Origin of the sequence: Lentzea pudingi, assembly GCF_014646255.1 — a bacterium.
Classification (GTDB): domain Bacteria; phylum Actinomycetota; class Actinomycetes; order Mycobacteriales; family Pseudonocardiaceae; genus Lentzea; species Lentzea pudingi.
This window is the reverse complement of record NZ_BMNC01000012.1, coordinates 166,515-188,420: the sequence shown is the minus strand read 5'-3', so window position 1 is coordinate 188,420 and position 21,906 is coordinate 166,515. Positions and strand designations below refer to the sequence as shown.

General features: G+C 69.9%; 24 protein-coding genes. 13 read left to right on the top strand and 11 right to left on the bottom strand.

Going from position 1 to position 21,906, the window contains the following annotated elements:
• Positions 1-21: 21 nt before the first annotated feature.
• From IEY88_RS32360 to IEY88_RS32345, 4 genes are all read right to left on the bottom strand, one after another.
• Complete coding sequence (locus IEY88_RS32360; protein ID WP_189158688.1) at positions 22-744, bottom strand: putative hydro-lyase; 723 nt, start codon at positions 742-744, stop codon at positions 22-24.
• Positions 741-1,985, bottom strand: coding sequence for an MFS transporter (locus tag IEY88_RS32355; protein WP_189158687.1), 1,245 nt, complete (start codon positions 1,983-1,985; stop codon positions 741-743). Before IEY88_RS32355 ends, IEY88_RS32360 begins: the two co-directional genes overlap by 4 nt.
• A gap of 845 nt (positions 1,986-2,830) precedes the next feature.
• Positions 2,831-3,511, bottom strand: coding sequence for an LON peptidase substrate-binding domain-containing protein (locus IEY88_RS32350; RefSeq protein WP_189158686.1), 681 nt, complete (start codon positions 3,509-3,511; stop codon positions 2,831-2,833).
• A gap of 10 nt (positions 3,512-3,521) precedes the next feature.
• Positions 3,522-4,217 carry an NUDIX hydrolase gene (locus tag IEY88_RS32345; protein ID WP_268241274.1) on the bottom strand — a complete coding sequence of 232 codons (696 nt, stop codon included), beginning with the start codon at positions 4,215-4,217 and terminating at the stop codon, positions 3,522-3,524.
• A 73-nt stretch (positions 4,218-4,290) separates the two neighbouring features.
• On the opposite strand from IEY88_RS32345, the gene nadA reads away from it, so the two are divergent.
• From nadA to nadC, 3 genes are read left to right on the top strand one after another with little or no spacing between them, the layout of a single operon-like run.
• A complete protein-coding gene (nadA, locus tag IEY88_RS32340; RefSeq protein ID WP_189158685.1) occupies positions 4,291-5,310 on the top strand; it encodes a quinolinate synthase NadA in 1,020 nt (339 codons plus the stop codon).
• Positions 5,310-6,923 carry an L-aspartate oxidase gene (locus IEY88_RS32335; protein ID WP_189158684.1) on the top strand — a complete coding sequence of 538 codons (1,614 nt, stop codon included), beginning with the start codon at positions 5,310-5,312 and terminating at the stop codon, positions 6,921-6,923. Before nadA ends, IEY88_RS32335 begins: the two co-directional genes overlap by 1 nt.
• Complete coding sequence (gene nadC, locus IEY88_RS32330) at positions 6,920-7,768, top strand: carboxylating nicotinate-nucleotide diphosphorylase (protein ID WP_189158683.1); 849 nt, start codon at positions 6,920-6,922, stop codon at positions 7,766-7,768. Before IEY88_RS32335 ends, nadC begins: the two co-directional genes overlap by 4 nt.
• Before the next feature lie 128 nt (positions 7,769-7,896).
• Here the strand turns inward: nadC and IEY88_RS32325 are convergent, their stop codons facing one another.
• Entirely contained in the window at positions 7,897-8,676 is a 780-nt protein-coding gene (locus IEY88_RS32325) for a carbon-nitrogen hydrolase family protein (protein ID WP_189158682.1), read from the bottom strand.
• A gap of 23 nt (positions 8,677-8,699) precedes the next feature.
• On the opposite strand from IEY88_RS32325, the gene IEY88_RS32320 reads away from it, so the two are divergent.
• Entirely contained in the window at positions 8,700-10,199 is a 1,500-nt protein-coding gene (locus tag IEY88_RS32320) for an ABC transporter substrate-binding protein (protein WP_229693971.1), read from the top strand.
• Here IEY88_RS32320 and IEY88_RS32315 read toward each other — a convergent pair.
• Both IEY88_RS32315 and IEY88_RS44540 read right to left on the bottom strand, forming a co-directional pair.
• Positions 10,192-10,683, bottom strand: coding sequence for a hypothetical protein (locus IEY88_RS32315; protein ID WP_189158681.1), 492 nt, complete (start codon positions 10,681-10,683; stop codon positions 10,192-10,194). The genes IEY88_RS32320 and IEY88_RS32315 overlap by 8 nt on opposite strands.
• Positions 10,684-10,693: 10 nt before the next feature.
• A complete protein-coding gene (locus tag IEY88_RS44540) occupies positions 10,694-11,182 on the bottom strand; it encodes a hypothetical protein (protein ID WP_229693970.1) in 489 nt (162 codons plus the stop codon).
• 27 nt (positions 11,183-11,209) lie between these two features.
• On the opposite strand from IEY88_RS44540, the gene IEY88_RS32310 reads away from it, so the two are divergent.
• Positions 11,210-12,331: an aminotransferase class V-fold PLP-dependent enzyme gene (locus IEY88_RS32310; RefSeq protein ID WP_229693969.1), complete on the top strand. Its 1,122-nt coding sequence runs from the start codon at positions 11,210-11,212 to the stop codon at positions 12,329-12,331.
• Here the strand turns inward: IEY88_RS32310 and IEY88_RS32305 are convergent.
• Complete coding sequence (locus tag IEY88_RS32305; protein WP_189158679.1) at positions 12,315-13,610, bottom strand: M14 family metallopeptidase; 1,296 nt, start codon at positions 13,608-13,610, stop codon at positions 12,315-12,317. The genes IEY88_RS32310 and IEY88_RS32305 overlap by 17 nt on opposite strands.
• 132 nt (positions 13,611-13,742) lie before the next feature.
• Here IEY88_RS32305 and hisD point away from each other — a divergent pair, with 132 nt between their 5' ends.
• From hisD to IEY88_RS32285, 4 genes are read left to right on the top strand one after another with little or no spacing between them, the layout of a single operon-like run.
• Positions 13,743-15,059 (top strand): histidinol dehydrogenase, encoded by a 1,317-nt coding sequence (hisD, locus tag IEY88_RS32300; RefSeq protein WP_189158678.1) that lies wholly within the window; start codon positions 13,743-13,745, stop codon positions 15,057-15,059.
• Positions 15,056-16,162 (top strand): histidinol-phosphate transaminase, encoded by a 1,107-nt coding sequence (locus IEY88_RS32295; RefSeq protein WP_189158677.1) that lies wholly within the window; start codon positions 15,056-15,058, stop codon positions 16,160-16,162. Before hisD ends, IEY88_RS32295 begins: the two co-directional genes overlap by 4 nt.
• Positions 16,159-16,758 (top strand): imidazoleglycerol-phosphate dehydratase HisB, encoded by a 600-nt coding sequence (gene hisB / locus IEY88_RS32290; RefSeq protein WP_189158676.1) that lies wholly within the window; start codon positions 16,159-16,161, stop codon positions 16,756-16,758. The genes IEY88_RS32295 and hisB overlap by 4 nt, the downstream gene beginning before the upstream one ends.
• A complete protein-coding gene (locus tag IEY88_RS32285; RefSeq protein ID WP_170176337.1) occupies positions 16,758-16,913 on the top strand; it encodes a CG2302 family histidine operon protein in 156 nt (51 codons plus the stop codon). Before hisB ends, IEY88_RS32285 begins: the two co-directional genes overlap by 1 nt.
• Here IEY88_RS32285 and IEY88_RS32280 read toward each other — a convergent pair.
• The 3 genes from IEY88_RS32280 to soxR all read right to left on the bottom strand — a co-directional run bounded on the left by IEY88_RS32280 (position 16,910) and on the right by soxR (position 18,562).
• Positions 16,910-17,515, bottom strand: coding sequence for a class I SAM-dependent methyltransferase (locus IEY88_RS32280; protein WP_229693968.1), 606 nt, complete (start codon positions 17,513-17,515; stop codon positions 16,910-16,912). The two genes, IEY88_RS32285 and IEY88_RS32280, sit on opposite strands and share 4 nt — an antisense overlap.
• Positions 17,512-18,036 carry an RNA 2'-phosphotransferase gene (locus tag IEY88_RS32275; protein WP_189158674.1) on the bottom strand — a complete coding sequence of 175 codons (525 nt, stop codon included), beginning with the start codon at positions 18,034-18,036 and terminating at the stop codon, positions 17,512-17,514. The genes IEY88_RS32280 and IEY88_RS32275 overlap by 4 nt, the downstream gene beginning before the upstream one ends.
• A gap of 79 nt (positions 18,037-18,115) precedes the next feature.
• Positions 18,116-18,562 carry a redox-sensitive transcriptional activator SoxR gene (soxR, locus tag IEY88_RS32270; RefSeq protein ID WP_189158726.1) on the bottom strand — a complete coding sequence of 149 codons (447 nt, stop codon included), beginning with the start codon at positions 18,560-18,562 and terminating at the stop codon, positions 18,116-18,118.
• A 103-nt stretch (positions 18,563-18,665) separates the two neighbouring features.
• Here soxR and IEY88_RS32265 point away from each other — a divergent pair, with 103 nt between their 5' ends.
• The 4 genes from IEY88_RS32265 to hisH all read left to right on the top strand — a co-directional run bounded on the left by IEY88_RS32265 (position 18,666) and on the right by hisH (position 21,876).
• The gene (locus IEY88_RS32265; RefSeq protein WP_189158725.1) at positions 18,666-19,298 is read left to right on the top strand and encodes a thiamine pyrophosphate-binding protein; all 633 of its coding nucleotides are present in this window, start codon (positions 18,666-18,668) and stop codon (positions 19,296-19,298) included.
• Complete coding sequence (locus IEY88_RS32260) at positions 19,298-20,191, top strand: transketolase family protein (protein ID WP_189158673.1); 894 nt, start codon at positions 19,298-19,300, stop codon at positions 20,189-20,191. Before IEY88_RS32265 ends, IEY88_RS32260 begins: the two co-directional genes overlap by 1 nt.
• A 226-nt stretch (positions 20,192-20,417) precedes the next feature.
• A complete protein-coding gene (locus IEY88_RS32255) occupies positions 20,418-21,230 on the top strand; it encodes a hypothetical protein (protein WP_189158672.1) in 813 nt (270 codons plus the stop codon).
• Positions 21,231-21,240: 10 nt separating this feature from the next.
• The gene (gene hisH, locus IEY88_RS32250; RefSeq protein ID WP_189158671.1) at positions 21,241-21,876 is read left to right on the top strand and encodes an imidazole glycerol phosphate synthase subunit HisH; all 636 of its coding nucleotides are present in this window, start codon (positions 21,241-21,243) and stop codon (positions 21,874-21,876) included.
• Positions 21,877-21,906: the final 30 nt, after the last annotated feature.

The window sequence follows — 21,906 nt, the reverse complement described above, 5'->3', positions numbered from 1 at the left end:
GGGCGCCGTCCTCGTGGCTGCCTAGCCGACCCGGTAGGCGAAGTCCGGCATGTCCGTGACGAACATCTGGCCCGGTGCGTGCGTGATCGCGAACGGCGGCTTCGACTGCATCAGCACGGCCTGGGGAGTCACCCCGCACGCCCAGAACACCGGCACGTCACCGGGTTCGTGCTCGACCGCGTCCCCGAAGTCCGGCACGTCGACGTTGTTGATGCCGAGCATCCTCGGGTCGCCCGCACCGACCGGAGCCCCGTGCACCGACGGCATGAGCGCGGTGACCTTGTGCGCCATGTCCACAAGGGACTCCGGGATCCAGCGCATCGACACGACCATCGGGCCGTGCAGCCGTCCCGCGGGCCGGCACTGGATGTCGGTGACGAACATGGACACGTTCTTGCCCTGGTCGACGTGCCTCAGCGGCACACCCGCGTTGGTGAGTGCCGTCTCGAACGTGAAGCTGCAGCCGATCAGGAACGTCACCAGGTCGTCGCGCCAGTGCTCGGTGGCGTTCTCGGGTTCGGCCACGAGCTCACCGTTCTCCCAGATGCGGTACCGCGGCGCGTGGGTGCGCACGTCGGCGTCCTGCTTGAGCGCACTGACCGTCTCGCCCGCGTCCAGCACGTCGAGCACCGGGCACGGCTTGGGGTTGCGGTGGGTGAAGAGCAGGAAGTCGTACGCCCAGTCCTTGGGAATGGCGATCAGGTTGGCCTGCGCCTGCCCCGGCGCTTGTCCCGCGGTCGTCATTCGAGCTCCTTGTTGACCGTCTCCGGCAGCCAGATCAGCGCGAGGACACCGACCCCGTACGCGGCCGCCCCGAACAGCATCGCACCGCCGATGCCCATCCGGTCGGCCATGAACCCGACCAGACCGGGGAACACCGCGCCGAACGCGCGCCCCAGGTTGTAGGTGAAGCCCTGCCCGGTACCGCGCAGCCGCGTCGGGTAGAGCTCGGACAGGTAGCTGCCGAACCCGCTGAAGATGGCGCTCATGCAGAACCCCAGAGGGAAGCCCAGGAACATGACCAACGTGTTGGCGCCGTTGGGGATCTGCGTGTACGCGACGATCAGCAACGCGCTGGCGATCGCGAACAGCGTGAAGGTCTTCTTGCGCCCCAGGTAGTCCGTGAGATAACCGCCGGACACGTAGCCGATCCACGCGCCCGTGATGAGGAACGCGAGGTAGGCGCCCGTGCCGATGATCGTCAGGCCGCGCCCGGTCTGCAGGAACGCCGGGAGCCACAGCGCGAGCGTGTAGTACCCGCCCTGCACGCCGGTCGCGAGCAGGGACGCGAACACCGTCGTCTTGAGGATCGGACCCTGGAAGATCTTGGCGAACGTGCCGCCCTCCCGGGGCTGCGCCTTGGTCTCCGGCGCGTCCTCGACGTTGCGGCGCACGTAGAAGATGAGCAGCGCGGGCAGCGCACCCGTCCAGAACATGATCCGCCAGCTGATGGCCGGATCGGCCAGCGTGGCGACCAGCGTGTTGACGAGGACCGCGAGCCCCCAGCCGACGGCCCAGGCGCTCTGGATGAACGCGACCGTCCGCCCGCGGTACTTCGGCTTGCAGTACTCGGCCACGAGGATCGCGCCGGCCGCCCACTCGCCACCGAAACCCAGGCCCTGCAGCGCGCGGAAGACCAGCAGGGTCTCGTAGTTGGTCGCGAAACCGCACAGCACCGTGAAGAACGCGTACGCCGCCACCGTGATGACGAGCGTTTTCGACCGGCCGAACCGGCCGGCCATGACGCCCGCCACCGCGCCGCCGATGGCGCTCATCAGCAGCGTGCTGGTGCCCAGCAGACCGGCCTCTGCCTTGGTGAGGCCGAAGTAGCCGGTGATCGCGACCAGGCTCAGGGGCAGGACCCAGTAGTCGTACGAGTCCAGTCCGTAGCCGCCGAAGGCGCCGACGAACGCGCGCCTGCCCTTCTGGCCGAGACTGCGGAACCAGGCGAAACGGCCTGTGTCCTCGGTCGTGGACGTGCTCATGGGACACCTCGCAGCGTGGTGGAGGAGTGGTCGAGTGTGATGTGGAACTCAGGGTAAGGATTGTTCAACAATCCCACAAGGCCACAATTCAACGATCCGACGATCGGCGGGTGCGGGGTGGGCTGGGTGGTGCCTGCGGGTGGGGGCTCAACGGGCTGGCGCTTCGGCTCACCGCGGCGGCTCGGCGGGCACGGCGCGATCAGCTCGGGGAGGTTGGCGCTGCGGCTTGAGGAGCTGGGGCGGGGCAGCTCGAGGCGGACGCGGGCGGCTCGACGAGCTGACGCCAGGCGGTTCGACGAGCTGGGGCGCTGTGGCTGGAGGGGATGGGGCGGTGGCTCGCGGGGCTGAGCACGGCGGCTGGAAGGAGACGGCGCGGTGGCTGGAGGGGGACGGCGCGGTGGCTGGAGACGCAGGCGCGTGCGCTGACCCGACCTGCTCCGCGGTGCGCCGCGCTCGTTCCTCACCCGCTCAGCGCTGGCGTCCGGCCGCCCAGGCCTCCGCCCTTCGGCGTGCGCCCCCGAAACCCCGCCGCCGAACCCGAGCACCCTGATGCTCTCGCCCGACCGCTGCTTGATGCTCTCGCCCGACCGCTGCCTGACGCTTCCGCCCGGCCGCCACCCGATGCTCTCGCCCGACCGCAGCCCGATGCACCCGCCCGACCGCCACCCTGAAGCTCTCGCCCGACCGCAGCCCGAAGCTTTCGCCCGACCGCCACCCTGAAGCTCTCGCCCGACCGCAGCCCGAAGCTCTCGCCCGACCGCCACCCCGAAGCTCTCGCCCGACCGCAGCCCGAAGCTCCCGCCCGACCGCAGCCCAAAGCCACACCCGGCCCCCGACCCCGGCAGCTAGTTGGGACTGGGCACGTGCCCGAACTCCGTCAACGGCACCGGAACAGCCTTCAACGCGGACAAGATCCCGGTCTCCCGATGCAACATCCGCCGCACCAACCGCAACCGCCGAGCCGGCGACCTCTCCTCCAGCAACCGCTGCCGATCCTCCACCGGCAACAGGCAGTCAGCGGCCAGCAGGTACGACAGATCCCCCAAGGACACGTCGTCCTCGGGCGCCGACCAGTCCTCCCGATGCCAGGCGGCCCCGCAGTACCGCTCATGAGCAGCCCGCGCCCCGCGCTCCAAAATCGGCACGACCTCCAGAGCCGCCTCCGGCACGGGAGCGTCGTCCACGTAGTCGACGTGGGCCAGCAGGTACGGCGCCGTGGTCGTGTCGACGTCGAGCAGCCGGAACCGGCGCACCCCGCGCGTCACGATGTCGAAGCGGCCCTCCGGCAGGGGGCGGGCGTCCAGCAGGTCCGCCGAGCAGCCGATGTCCTGCAGTGAGCGGACGTTGTCGGCGCCCATTTCCCAGCCCTGCTTGATGCACACGACGCCGAACGTCCTGCCGAACAGCGAGCCGGTCATCAGGTCGACGACGAGCTGGCGGTAGCGGGGTTCGAAGATGTGCAACGGCAGAGAAGCCCCTGGCAGCAGCACTGTGCCCAGGGGGAACAACGGAAGCGTCTCTGCCACGCGTGCAACGTTACGTGGTGCCACCTCCGCCTGCTGGACGGCCGGATCCCGGCGGCCTCAGCACGGCGAACGGATCAGTCACCTTGATTCCCTTGGCGCTGAACCGGAACAGGGCGGCGGGGCGGCCGCCGGACGGGCCGGGGGGGGCGGTGCCCCCCGTGGGCTCCAGCAACAACCGGCGGGAGAGCACGCGCTGCAGGTTCGTCGCGGACACGCGGTAGCCCAGGGCCGCGGAGTAGTGGTCACGCAGCAGGGAGATCGTGAACTCCGGTGGTGCGAGGGCGAAACCGACGTTCGTGTACGACAGCTTCGAGCCCAGCCTGTGCCGCGCTCGCACGACGATCGAGGCGTGGTCGAACGCCATCGCGGGCAGCTTCTCGACGCAGTGCCAGGCCGTGTCCGACGGGACCTCCGGGTCGACGTCCGAAGGGACCAGTCCCAGGAACGCGGTCGCCACGACGCGGGGACCGGGAACGCGGTCCGGTGCGCTGAACACGGCGAGCTGTTCGACGTGTGACAACTGTCGCACGTCGACTTTTTCGGCCAGCTGACGGCGGATGGAGGACTCGACGTCCTCGTCCACCCGCAGCTCGCCACCCGGCAACGACCAGCGGTGAGCGTGCGGTTCCCGAGCGCGCTCCCACAGCATGACCTGGAGTGACGCACCTCTCACCCGCAACACAGCGGCCAGAACTTCGTGCCCCACACCTGCCACCCGGCTGATACTATCGGCCACGTTTTCGACCAGTAGGCGAAAACCCCGGATCGAGGAGGCAGTGATGGTCGCTACCGCAATCGTGGAGCGAACCGCGTCGGGTGTGTACGGCGGAGTCGAGCCGAACGCCGCGTGGCGAGACGAGGTGCTGCGTCTCGCGGAGGAACGCGACGCCGTCATCCTGGCGCACAACTACCAGCTGCCCGAGATCCAGGACATCGCCCACCACACCGGCGACTCCCTCGCGCTGAGCCGGATCGCCGCGCAGTCCGACGCGCAGACCATCATCTTCTGCGGCGTGCACTTCATGGCCGAGACCGCGAAGATCCTGGCCCCGCAGAAGACGGTGCTGATCCCGGACGAGCGCGCGGGCTGCTCGCTCGCCGACTCGATCACCGGCGCGCAGCTGCGCGAGTGGAAGGCACAGCACCCCGGTGCCGTCGTCGTGTCGTACGTGAACACCACGGCCGAGGTGAAGGCGGAGACGGACATCTGCTGCACGTCCTCGAACGCCGTCGACGTGGTGCGCTCGATCCCGGCCGGCCGCGAGGTGCTGTTCTGCCCGGACCAGTTCCTGGGCGCGCACGTCAAGCGCGAGACCGGCCGCGAGAACCTGCACATCTGGGCCGGCGAGTGCCACGTCCACGCCGGCATCAACGGCCCGGAGCTGGCCGAGCGCGCCGCTGCGAACCCGGACGCGGACCTGTTCATCCACCCGGAGTGCGGCTGCGCCACGTCAGCGCTCTACCTGAGCGGCGAGGGCATCGTCCCGGCGGAGAAGGTCAAGATCCTCTCGACCGGCGACATGATCACCGCGGCCCGCAGCACCAACGCGAAGAAGGTGCTCGTCGCGACCGAGGTCGGCATGCTGCACCAGCTGCGCAAGGCCGCCCCGGAGATCGACTTCCGCGCCGTCAACGACCGCGCGTCCTGCACCTACATGAAGATGATCACGCCGGCCGCGCTGCTGCGGTGCGTGCGCGATGGCCTGGACGAGGTGCACGTCGACCTGGAGACCGCCAAGCGCGCCCAGGGTGCCGTGCAGCGCATGATCGAGATCGGCAAGCCCGGCGGCGGTGAGTGATGGCCGCGCGCTGGGAAGCGCGAGCCGACCTGATCGTGGTCGGCACGGGCGTGGCGGGTCTGACCGCCGCGCTGCGGGCTCGTGAGCTGGGACTTCGTGTCCTGGTCGTCACGAAGGCCGCGGGGGACGACGGCAACACCCGCTGGGCGCAGGGCGGCGTCGCCGTCGTCATGGAGGACCAGCACGACCCCGGTGACTCGGTCGCGAAGCACATCGGCGACACGCTGACGGCGGGCGCGGGTCTCTGCGACGACGCGGCCGTCGCGGCGATCATCACCGACGGTCCCGCGGCCGTGGCCCGGCTGCGCGAGCGCGGTGCCGTGTTCGACGCGAAGCCGGACGGCCTGCTCGAACGCACCCGCGAAGGCGGCCACAGCGCGTTCCGCGTCGTGCACGCCGGTGGTGACGCGACGGGTGCCGAGGTCGAGCGCGCGCTACTAAAGGCCACTGTGGACGGACGGGTTCCCCTGCTGGAGAACCACATCGCGGTCGACGCGGTGAAGACGCCGCTCGGCGCCGTCGCCGGACTCCTGGTGCTGGACGGCAACGGCGTGCCCGGTGTGCTCACCGCGCCCGCCGTGCTGCTCGCGACCGGCGGCCTCGGCCAGATGTACCAGGCGACCTCGAACCCTTCCGTGGCAACGGGTGACGGCCTCGCGCTCGCACTGCGGGCCGGCGCGCTGGCCGCGGACGTCGAGTTCATCCAGTTCCACCCGACCGTCCTCTACACGGGTCGCGGCGCGCGTGGCCGCTGCCCGCTCGTCACGGAAGCGGTGCGCGGCGAAGGCGCCGTGCTGATCGACGCGACGGGCGCCCGCGTGATGAAAGGCGTGCACCCGCTCGAAGACCTGGCCCCGCGCGACGTCGTGGCGGCCGCGATCACCCGGCACATGGCGACGGGACCGGGCGGCGTCGACGACCACGTCTTCCTGGACGCGACGGCGTTGCACGACATGGCGACGCGCTTCCCGACCGTGTTCTCGGCCTGCAACTCGGTGGGCATCGACCCGGCCGTGGACCCGATTCCCGTCGCCCCGGCGGCGCACTTCGCCTGCGGCGGAGTGGTCTCGACCGTCGACGGCCGCACCGGCGTGACCGGTCTGTACGCGGTCGGCGAGGTCGCCCGCACGGGCCTGCACGGCGCGAACCGCCTGGCCTCCAACAGCCTGCTCGAAGGCCTGGTCTGCGGCACCCGTGCCGCCGAGACCGTCGCCGCCGACCTCGCGATCGGCCTGATCGCGCCCGCACGTACCGCGGAGGTCTCGCTGCCCACCGCTCCGGTGGCGGACCGCGACCTGCTGCAGCGCGTGATGTCCCGCTACGCCGCCATCGGCCGCGACGCCGAGGGCCTGGCAGTCGTCGGCTCGGTGCTCGACGTGTCCACTGTGGACAAGCAGCTGGAGTCGCGCGAACTGGTCGAGGACGCGGCGCTCACCATGGCCGCCCGCGCCCTGATCGCGGCGGCACAGCAACGCACCGAGTCACGCGGTTGCCACGTCCGCACGGACTTCACCGAGCGTTCCGAGTCGTGGCAACGCAGTCAGCTCGTCCGGCTCACCCCGACCGGTCAGCCCGTGCTGGCCGATCCTGTTCTCGCGGAGGGTGTCGCATGACCTTCGACCCGAACATCGACTGGGATGACGCGAACCGGGTCATCCAGCTCGCGCTGGAGGAGGACCTCCGCTACGGCCTCGACGCCACCACCTTGGCGACGGTGCCGGAGAAGGCCGTCGCCACGGCCGAGATCACCCCTCGCGCGGCGGGCGTGCTGTGCGGTGTTTCCGTTGCCCGCACGGCTTTCCAGCGCTACCTGCCGCAGATCGAGGTGCTCTCCGAAGCGCAGGACGGCGGCAAGGCAGTGCCGGGCGAGCCGGCACTCGTGCTGACCGGCCCGACCCGAGGCCTGCTCACCGTCGAGCGCACGGCGCTGAACCTGATCTGCCACCTGTCCGGCATCGCCACGCAGACCGCCCGCTGGGTCAGCGCGATCGAGGGCACCGGCGCGGCCGTCCGCGACTCGCGCAAGACGTTGCCGGGCCTGCGTTTGCTGCAGAAGTACGCGGTGCGCGCCGGCGGCGGGGTGAACCACCGCATGGGCCTCGGCGACGCGATCCTCATCAAGGACAACCACGTCGCCGCGGCCGGTTCGGTCGGCGCCGCGATCCGCGCGGCTCGCGCCCACGCCCCCGAGTTGCTGATGGAGGTCGAGGTCGACAGCCTCGACCAGCTCGACGAGGCACTGGCCGAGGGCGCGGAACTGGTGTTGCTGGACAACTTCACGCCCGAGCAGTGCGCTCAGGCAGTCCAGCGGCGTCCGGACGGCGTGAAGCTGGAGGCGTCCGGCGGGCTCACGCTGGACGTGGCCCGCGCGTACGCCGAGACCGGCGTGGACTACCTCGCGGTGGGCGGCCTCACGCACTCGTCGCCGGCGTTGGACCTCGGCCTGGACCTGAAGTAGCGCCCGGCCGCCGTCACCCGACCTCGGCGGCGGCCTTCACCCGCGGTGCGCACCGCTCGACGCTGAAGTGCTGGACGCCAGCAAAGCCAGAGCACTCGGGCAGGGACATGCGTCCGCGGAGGCTCAACCTAACTGGAGGTCAAGCGCCGGTTCGCCAGCACCGGCAGAACCTCGCGAGCCCGCGTCACCACGTCGAAGTCCAGGTCCACGATCGTGTCGGAGGGCTGGTCCGACAGCTGCACGACGACGTTCCCGAACGGGTCGGCCACGGTCGAGTAGCCGATCCCGGTGGGCGCCACGACCCCGAGATCGCCGGGATGGGCCTGCCCGCAGGCCACCACAAAGGACGTGCAGTCCAGCGCTCGCGCTCGGACCAGCAACTCCCACTGCTCCTTCTTGCCCGCACCGGCACCCCACGACGCCCCGACCAGCACTGCGGACGCACCCTTGTCGGCCAGCGCGCGGAACAGCTCGGGGAAGCGGATGTCGTAACAGGTGGCGACGCCCAGGGTGACGCCGTCCAGCTCGAAGACGACCGGTGCGGCCCCGTGCTCGACGGTCCGCGACTCCTGGAACCCGAACGCGTCGAACAGGTGGATCTTGTCGTAACCCACGTGCAGATCCGGCCCGGTCACGAGCAGGGTGTTCCTCACCCGGTCACCGGCGGGCGTGAACATGCCCGCCACCACCACGACGTCGTGCTGGACGGCGATCTCGTGCACCGCCGAGGCCCACGGCCCGTCCAGCGGCTCCGCGACGGGCCCGAGCGGCACGCCGAAGCGGCACATCGTCGCCTCGGGCAGCACCACGACCCGGGCTCCCTCCGCCCGGCGCACCGCGTCGCGCACCAGCTCCAGGTTGGAGCGGGGGTCGGTGGTCGAGCTGATCTGACTCACGGCGATCCGCATGGGGATCACTGTAGGGTCCGAACGTGCGTTCCCCACTGCTCCTAGTCGTGTTGCTGGCCGTCGCGGGCTGCACCGAAACCGCCCCGCCCCGCCCGGACGGTGGGTCGAACGGCACGTCGATCGTGCTGGCCGACCGCGACGAGCCGGCGACGCTGAACCCGCTGCTCGGCTACGGCGCGCAGGGCGTCTCGAAGATCTACGACGGGCTGGTCGAGCACCGCCAGGACGGGTCGCTGACCCCGCAGCTCGCGGCCGACCTGCCGCAGCCGTCGGCGGACGGGCTGAGCTGGACGGTCGAGCTGCGCGGCGACGTGAAGTTCACCGACGGCAGCACGTTCGGCGCGGAGGACGTCGTCGCCACCTACACCGCGGCGCTGCGGAACCCGGTCAAGGACCGGTTCAGCACCCTCGCGGGCGTCGAGCAGACCGGCCCGTCGACGGTCCGCTTCACCCTCACGCAGACGCAGGCCGCGTTCCCGCACCTGCTCGTGCTCGGCGTCCTGCCGAGCGAGCAGGCGAACCCGGACGGCAAGCCCGTCGGCACCGGCCCGTACAGGGTCACCGAGTGGAAGAAGGGCGACCGGCTGCTGCTGGAGTCCAACGAGGGCTACTTCGACGGCGTGCCGAAGATCAAGAAGGTGACGGTCGTCTTCGTCACCGACGACAACCAGCGCGCCCGCCGCATGCAGGACGGCGAGTTCGACGGCACGGTGCTGCCGCCCAAGATCGCCACGCAGTTCGCCGGGAAGTCCGGACTGCAGGTGAACCACCACCGCAGCGCCGACTACCGCGCCGTGCGGCTGCCCGCGGCCAACCCGGTCACCGGCAACGCCTCCGTGCGCCTCGCGCTGAACTTCGCCGCGAACCGCCAGGCCATGATCGACAGCCTGCTGGAGGGCAAGGGCACCATCGCGTACACGCCGGTGCCGGACGCGCTCGCCGAGGAGTTCGACCCAACCGCGAGGTTCCGCTTCGACAAGGCCGAGGCGGCGCGGCTGCTCGACGTGGGCGGCTGGGTGCCCGGCGCGGACGGCATCCGGGTCCGCGAGGGTGTCGCGGCCCGCTTCACGCTGATGTACCCGCTGGGCGACGACCTGCGCGCGGACCTGGCCACGGCGTTCGCCGCCGACGCCAAGGCCGTGGGCGTCGACGTGCAGCTCGCGGGCCTGTCGTGGGAGGCGATCCGCCCGCGGATGACCCAGGACGCGCTGCTGTACGGCGAGGGCTCGCCGTTCGACCCGGACCTGATGCTCTACGACCTGCGCGGCCAGGGCAGTCCCGCCGCCGACGCCGCGCTCGAGAACGGCCGCAGGCTGATCGACCCGGCCCAGCGTGCGGTGGCGTACAAGCTCTTCCAGCAGGCGTTCGTCGCGGCGCCGTCGATGGCGGTGCTGGTCTTCCCCGAGCACGCGTACGTGATGCGCGACTCGTGGAACGGCTACCAGCCCGTGGTCGACCCGAACTCCTACGGCGCGCTGACCTGGGGCCCGTGGTGGAACCTGGAGAAGTGGGAGCCTAAGTAGTACGGGCGTTGATCTCGCGGACGGCGCGCTCCGGGTCGTCCGCCCAGAACTCGACGCGCTCGACCTGCCGCGCTCCGGTCTTGCCGAGGTCGACGAGCTGCGGCTCGTGGAACGGCACGGACACGTTCGTCCTGGTCAGCGACTGGATGACGAGCGCGTCACCGATCACCTCGACGCTGCGCTGGCCCTTGTGGGTGCGTTCGGCGACCTGGGCGTGCCCGAGGTCCTCGGTCGGGATGCGCCAGTCGAAGAACCCCAGCTGCCGCAGCCGCAACTCGTCGGCGGACACGGTGTGCGGCTGCTTCGTCAACACGTAGAGAGCGCCCACGCACACGACGGTGTTCAGCACGCCCAGGACGATCAGCGTGATGAGCAGCCACGGGATGTCCAGGCCGAACGCGACCAGCGCGATCCCGACCGCCGTGATGATCAGGAACCGCACGTACCGCGGCTTCATGCGCTTGCCGTAGGGGATCTCCACCATGGCGCTGAGCCTATTTTCGCAGCGCCCGGACCACGCCGCCGGGGTCGTCCGCCCAGAACTCGACCTTCGTCACGTCGTGCGCGCCACGTCGGCCCAGGTCGACCTCCTGCGGTTCGTTCAGGCGCAGCGACACGTTGGTGGAGCCGGAGATCTCCAGGACGAGCGTGCCGTCCACAACGGACCGGGTCCGGTGCAGCGACCGGCTGGTCGTGCCCTGCGTCACGCTTTCGATGGCCGCCAACGGAATCCCGTACTCGAACTCACGCGCGTACCGCAGCCACAGGTGTTCGTCGTCCACGGAGTGCTTGAACTTCTGGAGCATCCAGATCTGCCACCCCAGCAGCACCGCCCCCAGCACACCGAACACGAGCAGCACGGCCCGCAGCCAGAACCACGGCACGATCAGCTCCACGAGCAGGACTTCCAGCGGTGTCAAGACGACGAACACCCACAGGAACGGCCGCACCTGTGCGCTGTAACCGAAAGTTCGATCCCCCATGACCTCGATGGTGGCACAGTGGGGCGGGTGAGCGACCTGATCTTCCTGGACAGCGCCGGTTCCTCGATCCCGCCCACCGAGGTGGTGGACGAGGTGGTCGGGCACCTGCGCCGGGAGACCGAGATCGGCGGGTACCGGGCCGCCGCGGAACGCGGTGACGACGTCGAGGCGGGCTACGGCGTGCTGGCCGGGCTCTTCGGCTGCGAGCCGTCCGAGGTCGCGTTCACCGACAGCGCGACCAGGTCGTGGCTCACGGCCTTCGACGCCGTCCCGCTCGCGAAGGGCGACCGGATCCTCGTCACCGAGGTCGAGTACGGCGGCAACGCGGTGCCGATGCTGCGCCGCGCCGAGGAGACCGGCGCGACGATCGAGGTGATGGCGTCCGACCGGCACGGGCAGGTCGACGTCGGCGCGCTGGAGCTGGACGAACGGGTCAAGCTGATCTCGCTCGTGCACGTCCCCACCAACGGGGGCCTGGTCAACCCGGTCGACGAGGTCACCGCGAAGGCCCACGAGGTCGGCGCCCTGGTGCTGCTGGACGCCTGCCAGTCGACCGGCCAGCTCGACCTGAGCGGCCTCGACTACGACATGCTCGTCTGCACCGGCCGCAAGTGGCTGCGCGGCCCTCGCGGCACGGGCGCGCTGGTCGTGCGGAACGACGTGCGGCGACGGTTGCGGCCCCGTCTGATGGACCACAGCGCGGCGGAGTGGGTCGCGCCCGACCGCTACGAGCCGCGCGACGACGCGCGGGTGTTCGAGCTGTGGGAGTACAGCGTCGCGGACCGGCTGGGGTTGATCGCCGCCGCGAAGTACGCGCTGGCCAAGGGCCTGGACGTGATCGAGGCCGAGGTCGCGGACCGTGCCAGGCGCTTGCGCGAGGGCCTCGCGAACATCGACGGGATCACCGTGCGGGACCTGGGTGAACGGCAGGCGGGCATCGTCACGTTCACGAGCGACCGGGTGCCGGCGACGGAGCTCAAGGACCGGCTCTGGCGGGAGAACGTCGCCGTGACGGTGTCGCAGCGCGCGTCGACGATGTTCGACATGACCAGGAGGGGCCTGGACGAAGTAGTGCGGGCCTCCCCGCACTACTTCGTCACCCACGAAGAGATCGATCAGGCGCTGGAACGGATCAGCAGGTCTGGTTGATGACCCGCTTCACGCAGTCCGAGTAGCTCATGAACAGGTCGACGGCGCGGTCGTTGCGCGACGTCTGCGCCGCGATGACCGTGTCACGCGGGTAGAAGCCGTTGAGGCCGCCGCTGCTCGGGTACATCTCGAAGGTGTAGGCCCAGATCTTGTGCTGGCCCCACATCCAGTCGTCGCTGCTGCCGTCGGTGATGTACAGGTCGCTCGCCTGTTCCGGCGTGTAGCCGTTGGTGGCGGCCATCTGCCGGCCGAGCGTCTGGAACGCGCGCGCCTCGTCCGCGTTGAGACCGGGGTCGGTGTCGTTGCGGGTGTAGCCGTACGGCCACAGCACGAGCTCCGAGAACGAGTGGAAGTCGATGAACGTCTTGATCTGCTGGGTGCCGCCGACCACGCGCGAGTTCACGAAGTCGCGGATGCGGGCGGTCTCCGGCGCGGAGAACGCCGACGGGCCGCGGTAGGTGTCGGACGTCGTGCTACCGCTGGAACCGCCGCAGCAGCCCCACTTGTAGCCCCAGTTGCGGTTGAGGTCGGTGCCGTTGCCCTGGCGGTTCTTGCGCCAGCCGCGGAACGAACCCGTGGCGATGTCGTACTCGGCGCCGTCCGGGTTCATCATCGGGACGATCCAGACCTCGCGGCTGTCGACGAGGTTCTTGATCGCCGAGTTGGCGTAGTTGTCGGTGTAGCGCTTGATGATCTGCAGGCACTGCTCGACGGTCAGGTGCTCGCGGGCGTGCTGGCCGCAGACGAGCAGCACCTCCGGCTCGTTCTCGTCCGAGGCCACGTTGTCGCTGACCTTGAGCGCCCAGATGTCCCGGTTCTGGAAGCTCTTGCCGATGCTGCGCAGGCTCGCCAGGGTCGGGTGGTCGCGGACCGTCTGCTGCAGCTCCGCGGTCGTCTCCGCGAAGTTGTGGTAGCCGGTGTAGCCCGCCGGGAAGTCCAGCGTGCCGATCTGGCCGGGCTGCGGGTCGGCGAACTGGACCTTGCCGAGCTTCTTGAGCTCCTGCTCGAAGTCGCCCAGGTACTTGATCGGAAGTCCCGTCGCCTGCAGGGCGCGGTACTGGGACTTGTCCGCGACGACCGAGACCGTGGTGAGCTTCGTCGCGCCGAGCACGTCGACGCCGATCTGGGCGACCTGGGTGCGTTCGGCGGACGTGTTGGCGGTGACCTCCAGCAGATAGCGGCCGGAGTCGGCCGTGCTGGGCGTCGCCATGCCCGCGACCAGCACGGGCAGGCATATCGCGAGCACTGCGGCGATCTTGCCGCGGCTCTTGGTGAACATGGGTCCTCCATCATCAGCAGGGGTTTGCGACGGAGTGGTGCTCGACCGAGCGTGGCCGGGGCGTCACAGGCTGAGTAGCGCCGATAGCGGGCTGACCGTTGACAGATTTCCGCAGGAACTAGGCTGTGGGACATGCTGAACCGCATCGACCTGCGAGGTCGCACCACGACTCCCGCACAGCTGCGCGCCATCGTGCCGCGCGCCGAGGTGGACGTGGACGCGGTTCTGCATCACGTGCGGCCGATGGTGGACGCGATCGCGGCCCGTGGCGTCGAGGCGGCGCTGGAGTACACCGAGAAGTTCGACGGCGTTCGTCCGGTTTCAGTCCGTGTGCCCGCTTCGGAGATCTCGTCCGCTTTGACCTCGCTGGACCCTGCCGTGCGCGAGGCCCTGGAAGAGGTCATCGCACGCACCCGGCGCGTGCACGCCGACCAGAAGCGCGTCGACACGACGACCCAGGTGGTCCCCGGCGGCACCGTCACGGAGAAGTGGGTGCCGGTCGCGCGCGTCGGCCTCTACGCGCCCGGCGGCCTCGCCGTCTACCCGTCGACGGTCGTCATGAACGTCGTGCCCGCCCAGATCGCCGGCGTCGAGTCGCTGGTCGTGGCCTCGCCGCCGCAGGCGGAGTTCGGTGGCCTGCCGCACCCGACGATCCTGGCCGCCGCCGCGTTGCTCGGCGTCGACGAGGTGTGGGCCGTCGGTGGCGCCCAGGCCATCGCGCTGCTGGCGCACGGCGGCGTGGACACCGACGGTGCCGAACTGGCGCCCGTCGACGTCATCACCGGTCCCGGCAACATCTACGTGACGGCGGCGAAGCGGCTGCTGCGCGGCCTGATCGGCATCGACTCCGAGGCGGGACCGACGGAGATCGCGATCCTCGCCGACTCGTCCGCCGACGCCGTGCACGTGGCCGCGGACCTGATCAGCCAGGCCGAGCACGACCCCCTCGCCGCCTCGGTGCTCGTGACGGACTCGGACGAGCTGGCGGACGCCGTGGACGCCGAGCTGGAGCGCCAGATCGGCGCGACCAAGCACGTCGAGCGGATCCGCACCGCGTTGAGCGGCAAGCAGTCCGGCACCGTCCTGGTGTCCTCTGTGGACGAGGGCGTGCGGGTCGTCGACGCGTACGCCGCCGAGCACCTGGAGATCCAGACGCGCGACGCGCGTGTGGTGGCGAACCGGATCCGGTCCGCCGGCGCGATCTTCGTCGGTGCCTACGCGCCGGTGTCGCTGGGCGACTACTGCGCGGGCTCGAACCACGTGCTGCCGACCGGTGGCTGCGCACGGCACTCGTCCGGACTGTCCGTGCAGACCTTCCTGCGCGGCATCCACGTGATCGACTACTCCGAGGAAGCACTGCGCGAGGTGGCGGACAAGGTCGTCGCGCTGGCGAACGCGGAGGACCTGCCCGCCCACGGGCAGGCCGTCACGGCGAGGTTCCCCCGATGAAGCCGGTGATCGGCGCACGGGTGGAGCTCTCCGACCTGCCCCTGCGCGAGGACCTGCGCGGCCGCACGCCCTACGGCGCGCCGCAGCTCGACGTCCCGTACCGCCTGAACACCAACGAGAACCCGTACGCGCCGACGGACGCGCTGGCCGCCGACGTCGTCGCCGCGGTCGCCGAGATCGCCGGCGAGCTGCACCGCTACCCGGACCGGGACGCGGTGGCGTTGCGCGAGGACCTGGCGGCGTACCTCTCGGAGGCCACGTCGATCCCGCTGACGTCGGAGAACCTCTGGGCCGCCAACGGTTCCAACGAGATCCTCCAGCAGGTCATGCAGGCGTTCGGCGGGCCGGGCCGCGTGGCGCTGGGCTTCGAGCCGTCGTACTCGATGCACCCGATCATCGCGGCCGGCACCCGCACCGAGTGGTCGCCGACGCCGCGCCGTCCCGACTTCTCGCTCGACGTGGAGAAGGCCGTCTCGGTGATCTCCGAGACGCGTCCGGACATCGTCTTCGTGACGTCGCCGAACAACCCGACGGGCCAGTCGATCCCGCTGGACGACCTGAGGCTGCTGATCGCGTCGACCACGGGCATGATCGTGGTCGACGAGGCGTACGCGGAGTTCTCCCCGCAGGAGAGCGCGATCAAGCTGCTCGACGAGTTCGGCTCGCGCCTGATCGTCTCGCGCACGATGTCGAAGGCCTTCGCGTTCGCCGGTGGCCGCCTGGGCTACCTGGCCGCCGCGCCGGCCGTGGTCGACGCCTTGCAGCTGGTGCGCCTGCCGTACCACCTGTCCGCGCTCACGCAGGCCGCCGCGCGAGCTTCGTTGCGGCACGCCTCGGAGACGCTGGGCTCGGTGGCGCTGCTGGCCGCGGAACGTGACCGGGTGGTCTCCGAGCTCGCGGCGCTGGGTTTCCAGGTCGTGCCCTCGGACGCGAACTTCGTGCTGTTCGGCTGGTTCGAGAACGCGCGGGAGATCTGGAAGTCCTATTTGGACCACGGCGTGCTCATCAGGGACGTCGGAATCGCGGGTCACCTGCGGGTGACCATCGGAACGCCCGAGGAGAACGACGCTTTCCTCGCGGCCAGCAAGGAGGTCAGCCGGTGAGTCGTGTCGGCAAGGTGGAGCGCACCACCAGGGAGTCGTCGGTCTACGTGGAGATCGACCTGGACGGCACCGGCCAGGTCGAGATCAGCACGGGTGTGCCGTTCTACGACCACATGCTCACCGCGTTCGGTGTGCACGGCAGCTTCGACCTGATCGTCCGAGCGACCGGCGACGTGGAGATCGACGCCCACCACTCGGTCGAGGACATCGCGATCGTGCTGGGCCAGGCGCTGCGGGAAGCGTTGGGGGACAAGAAGGGCATCCGCCGCTTCGGCGACTGCTGGATCCCCATGGACGAGACGCTCGCGCACGCCGCGGTCGACGTCTCGGGCCGCCCGTACACCGTGCACAAGGGCGAGCCGGAGCAGTTCAACAGCTTCGTGATCGGCGGCAACTACCCGTTCGTGCTCAACAGGCACGTCTTCGAGTCGCTCGCCTTCCACGCCCAGATCGCACTGCACGTGCGCGTCGAGTATGGCCGCGACCCGCACCACATCGCGGAGGCCGAGTACAAGGCCATCGCCCGCGCCCTGCGCGTCGCGACGGAGCCCGACCCGCGCGTCGGCGGCATCCCGTCGACCAAGGGCGTTCTCTGATGCCGAAGGAAGTCGTCGTCATCGGCCTGCTGGCCCTCGCGGGCTTCCTGGCCGGTGGCGTCTACACCACGTGGAAGACCGCCAAGGTCCTGGCGATCATCCTGCTGGTGCTGCTCCTGGTCGCGGTGGGCGGCGCCGTTCTCTGGCTGCTCTAGCCCTTGCGGGCGAGGACCCAGTGGAACGTCGCCGGGTCCGGCTCGTGCATGGTGACGAGGTCGTCGACGACGATCTCCAGGTTTTCGGTGAGCAGCGCGCGGTTCACGTCGGGACTGTTGCTGCCGAAGAACATCTCGACGCCGAGCCAGGTCTCGGTGACGTCGGGCGTGCCGACGCCGAGCGAGGCGAGGAACAGCCCACCGGGCCGGAGCCACCGCGCGATCTTCGCGAGGAGCGCGGGCTGCTCGGCGCGCGGCACGTGCAGGATCGAGTAGAACGCGGCGATGCCGTCGAACTCGCCTTCCGGGAAGTCGAGCGCAGTCATGTCGGCTTTCTCGAACCGCGCACCCGGCACGTTCGCGCGAGCCAGGTCGATCTGCCTCTGCGACAGATCGACGCCAAGCACGTCGTGCCGTTCGGCGAGCTTCCGGCCGCACGGCACGCCGGCACCGCAGCCGAGTTCGAGCACCTTCGCCCCGTCGGGCAGCCGTTCGTCGAAGGTTGCGAGGTAGCGCAGCCGAGGATCGTCGGTGATCTGCGCGGACCAGTCGAGGTACCGCTGCGCGATGATGTCGTAGCCGTCCTCGACGGTGCGCTTCACGTCGTGCTCAGGTAACGCGCCGGCACGTGCTGTGCGAGCCACACCCCGTTGGCGCTCATCCGGAACTCGTGCCCGTCCGCGTGCATCCGCTGGGCGTCGACGACCAAGATCAACGGCCGCCCACGCCGCGCGCCAACCCGCCGCGCGGTCTCGCGGTCGGGCGAGAGGTGCACGTCGTGGCGCGACATGGGCCTGAGCCCGTCACGCATGATGTCGTCGAGGTGCTGCGCGACCGTGCCGTGGAACAACTGGTCCGGCGGAACCGCGGTGGGCAGCCCGAGCTCGACCTCGACGCTGTGCCCCTGGTTCGCCCGGATGCGGTCGCCCACGACCGAGAACCGGTTCTTGTCGTTGCGTGCCACGACCTCGTGCATGTCGGCCTCGGAGATGCCGAGCGCGGTCAGGAGGTCGGCCACCGGCACCCAGCCCGCGGGGTCGAGGGTGAGGCCGACGCGCTCGGGCTTGTGCCGGAGCGCCTTGGACATCCGCTTCGAGAGGCGGATCATTCTTTCGTCTTCCATTTCGTTCCCAGGAAACCACAGCGCGTCCACCGGTTTTCACGGTGACCCCGAGGGCTACGCACGCGCCGTGCGGGAGTTCCTAGAGGGTGCCGCCCTCGAGGACGGGCTTGAGCTGGGGAGCCCCCGGCCCGTGTGAGGCCTGCTCGTCGTCGATGTTCTGCAGCGCGCAGCTGCGCAGCGACAGGCAGCCGCACCCGATGCAGCCGGTGAGCCGGTCGCGCAGGCGGTACAGGGCGTCGATGCGGGCGTCGAGCTCCGTCTTCCACGAGCGGGAGAGGCGTTCCCAGTCGGACTTCGTCGGCGTGCGGTTGTCCGGGAGTTGGGCGAGGGCGTCGCGGACGTCCTCCAGGGTGAGGCCCACGCGTTGCGCGGTGCGGATGAAGGCCAGCCGGCGCAGCACCGAGCGCAGGTAGCGCCGTTGGTTGCCCGTGGTGCGGACCGACGTGATGAGACCCCTGTCCTCGTAGAAGCGCAGCGCGGTGTGGGGAACGCCGCTGCGCTCGGCGACCTGGCCGATGGTCAGCATTTCCGGCAACTTGCTCACCGGATCATGGTAACCGCTTGACCTCCAGCTTGGTCGAGGTTGAACAGTTGGTGAGGTGCAACGGATACCAGAGCTCTTCGCGAGGATGTCCGGGGACGAGAAGCACGAGTGGGCGGCGGCCTCCACCCTCGACGTGCTCTGGGTCCTCTACGACAAGGTCCTCAACGTCACGCCCGCTACGGCCGACGACCCCGACCGCGACCGGTTCCTGCTCTCCAAGGGACACGGGCCGATGGCCTACTACGCCGTGCTGGCGGAGAAGGGCTTCATCGACGAGTCCACTTTGGACGACTGGACGTCGTGGGACAGCCCGCTCGGTCAGCATCCCGACCGAGTGCTCGTCAGAGGCGCGGAGATCAGCAGCGGCTCGCTCGGCCACGGGCTGCCCATCGCGGTCGGCACGGCCATCGGGCAGCGGATCGCCGGAAGCCGCGGCCGCACGTTCGTGCTGGTCGGCGACGGTGAGCTGGACGAGGGCAGCAACCACGAGGCGATCGCGGTGGCGGCCAGGCTCGAGGTCGCGAACCTCACCACGATCGTGATCGACAACCAGTCCGCGATGTACGGCTGGCCCGGTGGCATCGCGCGGCGGTTCGCCGTCGAGGGGTGGCAGACCGCCGAGATCGACGGCCGTGACCACGAAGCCGTCTTCGCCGCACTCACCGCGCCGCACGACCGCCCGTACGCGGTGGTCGCCAAGATCGAGAGGAGCTACTGATGACCACCATGCGCCAAGCCTTCGTCGAGACGGTCAACGACGAGATCGCCGCCGACCCGCGGATCGCCGTCGTGACGGCCGTGATCTCCAGCAACGAGTTCCCGCAGGCGAACGAACGCGTCGTGGACGTCGGGATCCGCGAGCAGACCATGGTGGGCGTGGCGAGCGGCCTGGCGTTGGCGGGCCTGCGGCCGGTCGTGCACAGCTATGCTCCGTTCCTGGTCGAACGGCCGTACGAGCAGATCAAGCTCGACATCGGGCATCAGGACGTGGGCGCGGTGTTCGTGAGCATCGGAGCGTCCTATGACGACCCGGCGTGGGGCCGCACGCACCAGTCGCCGGGTGACGTCGCGTTGTTCGACACGCTTCCGGGCTGGACCGTTCACGTGCCTGGGCACCCGGACGAGGTCACGCCGCTGCTCCGGCAGGCGCTCAAGGAGGACAACCGCGTCTACGTGAGACTTTCGTTGCACGAGAACGCCCAGGCGCATCCGGTGGGCGAGGGGTTCACGACCATCCGGCACGGGAAGCGCGGTGTGGTGCTCGCCGTGGGGCCGATGCTCGACCGCGTGGTCAAGGCCGTCGAGTCGGAGAACGCGGACGTCACGGTGCTGTACGCGGCCACGGTCCGTCCGTTCGACTCGGACGGGCTGCGCAAGGCCGTGCGGGACACGGACCACGCCGACGTGATGCTGGTCGAGCCGTACCTGGAGGGAACTTCCTCCCATCTCGTGTCCGAGACACTGCAACAAATCCCGCACCGCGTTCGTTCTACAGGTGTCAAACGGCACGCAGAGCTCCGCAACTACGGCACGGCCGAAGACCATGACGCGGCTCATGATCTCGACGTGGTGGGGCTGGGGAGTGCTGTGCGGAGTTTCTTCAGGGGGTGAAGGAACATGTTCGCGGTCATGGGGGATGACTGGACCGGCGCGCCTTCTCGCGCGCTCTAGGGGTGAGGGGTGTCTCGTGCCGTCGGATCGGTATGGTGTGGACGGAGCCGACGGCACGGACACGACGTGAACTGCATTGGTGTCCGCTGAATTCTCCGGGCGCTGCGGTGACGTCACTTGGCATGTCTGCACGAGCGTGCGAGACGGACCAGGAATGATGTTGGGCGTGAGAATGCTGATCTGGACCCCGTTGAACGCCGCCGAGCTGCAGAAGTCCATGCACAGCGGCAACGTGGGCCCCGCGGCGCTCGTCCCGGTGCAGTCCGGCACGGTGCTGCTGCCTCCGCCGGGCACCAAGCTCAACGAGGCCGCGTACATGGCGAACCGGGTGCGCAAGATCGGGAACGGCGCCGCGCTGGCCGTCTGGAACGACGAGGCCGCGCTGCTCTACCTGTTCACGTCGACGATCGGGCGGGCCTCGATGTGGGGTTCGCGCGAGGCGGTGCTGCGCTTGTCGGCGCAGGCGAAGCAGTCGGGGCCGGTCGGACTGTCCTTCGACCGCGTGACCGCGGGCATGGTCGACCTGCGGGAGAAGGAGAAGTGGCAGCTCGACGCCATCGACAAGCTCACCGCGCTGTACCCGGCAGCAGGCCGCAAGGGCCCGCTCGAACGCATCCGCGACTTCGCGAACGGCCGTGACGCGATCCCGGACTTCTTCCGCTCGGCGGGACTGCCGGAGGTCGCGCAGGTGGCCGAGCTCGCGGAACAGGGCCGCGGGGACTTCGTGCTGCGGACGCTGGAAGCACCGCACGCGAAGCTGTGGCCGCTCGCGTTGATCTTCCCGTTGCTCGTGCTGACCGCGTTGGTGACGGTGCTGCTCCACATCCCGGCGGTGGTCTACTACCTCGTCGGCGGCGTGCTCCTGGTGCTGATGTGCGCGCTGCTCGTCATGCTCAGGCGCCGGCTCGTGCGCACGAAACCGATCAACACCGTCCTGCCGGTCATCCCTGTCACGCAGGGCGCGGTCCCGACCGACTAACCTGGAGGGCGTGGCACGTGTCGTCGTACTTGACTATGGATCCGGCAACCTCCGCTCGGCCGAACGCGCACTCCAGCGGGTCGGCGCCGATGTCGAGGTGACGTCGGACCATCGGGCCGCCCGGGACGCGGACGGTCTGGTCGTGCCCGGCGTCGGTGCGTACGCGGCGTGCATGGAAGGCCTCAACTCGGTGCGCGGCGCCCGGATCATCGGCGAGCGCCTCGCCGGCGGCCGTCCGGTGCTCGGCATCTGCGTGGGCATGCAGATCCTCTTCGACCGCGGCATCGAGCACGGCGTGCTGACGGAGGGCTGCGGCGAGTGGCCCGGCACCGTCGAGCGGCTCGAAGCGCCGATCGTGCCGCACATGGGCTGGAACACCGTGCGCACGCCCGAGGGTTCGAAGCTCTTCGCGGGCCTCGACAAGGACACGCGGTTCTACTTCGTGCACTCCTACGGCGTGCGCCGCTGGGAGCTGGAGCGGGCCGAGCACCTCAGGCCGCCGCTGGTGACGTGGGCGGACCACGCGGGCGACGAGTTCGTGGCGGCCGTCGAGAACGGGCCGTTGTGGGCGACGCAGTTCCACCCGGAGAAGTCCGGTGACGCCGGTGCGCACCTCCTGCGGAACTGGTTGAACACCTTGTCGTGAGCGGAGTGCGCCTCCCGTTCTGGTTGACTA